Source organism: Oscillibacter sp. CAG:155, assembly GCA_000436875.1.
In the GTDB taxonomy this organism is placed as follows: domain Bacteria; phylum Bacillota; class Clostridia; order Oscillospirales; family Oscillospiraceae; genus Oscillibacter.
The window spans coordinates 1-2,146 of sequence record FR890817.1 but is presented as its reverse complement, the minus strand read 5'-3'; the positions used below and the strand labels follow the sequence as shown (position 1 = coordinate 2,146).

The window sequence follows — 2,146 nt, the reverse complement described above, 5'->3', positions numbered from 1 at the left end:
TTTTAGATACAATTCAGGGTCCCCATTCAAAATCAGTTCGGCATAGGCCAGCGGATCGTTATAGATCAGCCAGTCCAGTTCTGACCGCTGGTACATACTGTTTGCCACCTCGTTCTCCACGGCGGTGCAGTTGATGGAGAGCAGCGTCCCGTCATCCAGGCGCAGCTCCACGCAGGCGGTGTCCAGTTTAAACTCACAGGACAAAATCTTTCTCATACTCGTTACCTCCCAATATGTGAATTTCAGTTGATTTTCCGTAGCGGCATAAAGGCCGTTGCAGTCGTTTTAGATATCCGCAAGCAATGCGTGTGGATAGCCACACACAAATCCGGCAAGCAATGCGAGTGTTAATACACCCTCACATTTCCTGCCGTCTGCTTGTTGAGGGCAGTGCCCCCAAACCCTTTTTGAACACAGAATTTCATTCTATGGCTACGCGTTCTACGAACGCTTTTAAGGGGCGGAACAAAATCGTTCCACCCTATTATTTTTGGGGCGACAGTGAAACAGAGTGGTCCTTGGAAGCCGGGGTGGCAAAATACCACCCCATTTTCCCTTTCCGCGACGGTTGCGACGGTCGCAACGGTGCTGGGAGCACCCCTCAAAACACCGTCGCGACCGTTGCGAGCGTCGCGCTTTACTCGATTACTTCAAACGCAGGTGCTTCCACCACCATGTAAGTCAGCCGGATACGCCGCCCGGCGTGCTTGGTTTTGTTCTCGTACTTCACCTGATGTTCTTCCAACAAGAGGCTGGCATTCACATTCAAATGCTTGGTGAGCCGGTTTACCGCCATATCCGTTTGAATCGCCTGAGCCAGCTCAGTGGGACTGCCTTCCCATTCCCGGTTGTCAGCAGACACGATCTTCGCTACGGCCTCCAGTACGGGGTCCGTGGGCTGCTTCCAAAGCTCATTTTCTGCATGGTCGAGATCCCATACCAGGCTCTCCTGATCCTTGCTCAGATACAGCCGCTGATCCGGCTGGTCTCTGCCTACCACTTCCAGAGTGGCCTTGCTATCTGTCTGTTTCTCCTTCTGCATCAGGAGCGCACCATCCGCACAGCCCAGCAGGCCCGTGGTCCCCGAGATCATCTCAAAACTGTCTCCCGCAGGCTGCTTTCTCGTATGGTGGACGATCAGGACGCAGACGCCATAGCGGTCAGCAAATTGCTTCATCTTGCCGATTACCTCATAGTCGCTGGAGTAGCTGTAACTATCATTCACCACCTCACGGACTTTTTGCAGGGTATCCACGATAATCAGCTTGGTATCACTGTGTTCCCGAACGAACTTTTCCAGCTGTTCCTCCAGGCCGCTACCGATCATCTTAGCGTTGGTGGCGAAGTGGAGAGAGCTTGTCCCCTCCACCCCGAACATTCGAAACATCCGGCGCTGTAAGCGGCTCTCGTCATCTTCCAGAGCAAGATAGAGGACGGTTCCCTGGTGGACTTTGTAGCCCCACAAGTCTTGCCCGGTGCTGACATGATGGGCAATCTGTGCCACCAGGAAGGACTTGCCGATCTTCGGCGCTCCGGCAAGGATGTACGCTCCTGTATAGAGCAGGTTCTCAATCACCGCAGACTTGCCCTCGAACACATTGTCCATCAGCTCGTCCAGGGTCACAGTATGGAGGTAAGTCGGGTCACTCATACGGCGCATCTTCCGGTAAAGTTCCTCTAAATCTCTTTCGGGGGAATTGCTTTTTTCGTCCGGGTCTGGTATAGTGAACTTGGAATTTGTAGAGATTGACTGCCCATCATCTGCGCCAACAGATGAGCCATGGGCGGTCATTTTCTTTTTCTCATCGGTCATAGGCAAAATCCTCCTGCATCCCGTTCATAATGGTAGCAATCATCTGAATGGTGTCCAGCAGCTCATCGTTTACGCCCTGCCCGGTCTCGATCCGGCGCAGCTCGTCCAGCACGGCGGCCAACTGGTCCCGCAGGGCCTTGTAGACCCTGGGGTTGCCCTGGACCACCACATCCCGTTCCAGCAGCCGCCGGATGATGTAGTCCTGCTTGGTCAGGCCGGTGAGCTTCACCGCCGTTTCGATCTGGGCGTCCTCCTCCGGGGAGACTCGGAAAGCCACGGTCTTGTTCCTCCAACGATTGTGCTTGTCCAAATTCTTTGCTGACATTTTTAATT

The 2,146-nt window shown here is 53.8% G+C and carries 3 protein-coding genes; all 3 read right to left on the bottom strand.

Going from position 1 to position 2,146, the window contains the following annotated elements:
* Positions 1-216, bottom strand: a 216-nt coding sequence (locus tag QZL67_RS00020) for a DUF6061 family protein (RefSeq protein WP_292919552.1), incomplete at its 3' end; no start/stop codon positions are given.
* A 421-nt stretch (positions 217-637) separates the two neighbouring features.
* The gene (locus tag QZL67_RS00015; RefSeq protein ID WP_022288741.1) at positions 638-1,813 is read right to left on the bottom strand and encodes a helicase RepA family protein; all 1,176 of its coding nucleotides are present in this window, start codon (positions 1,811-1,813) and stop codon (positions 638-640) included.
* Positions 1,803-2,138 carry a hypothetical protein gene (locus QZL67_RS00010; RefSeq protein WP_125114555.1) on the bottom strand — a complete coding sequence of 112 codons (336 nt, stop codon included), beginning with the start codon at positions 2,136-2,138 and terminating at the stop codon, positions 1,803-1,805. Before QZL67_RS00010 ends, QZL67_RS00015 begins: the two co-directional genes overlap by 11 nt.
* Positions 2,139-2,146: the final 8 nt, after the last annotated feature.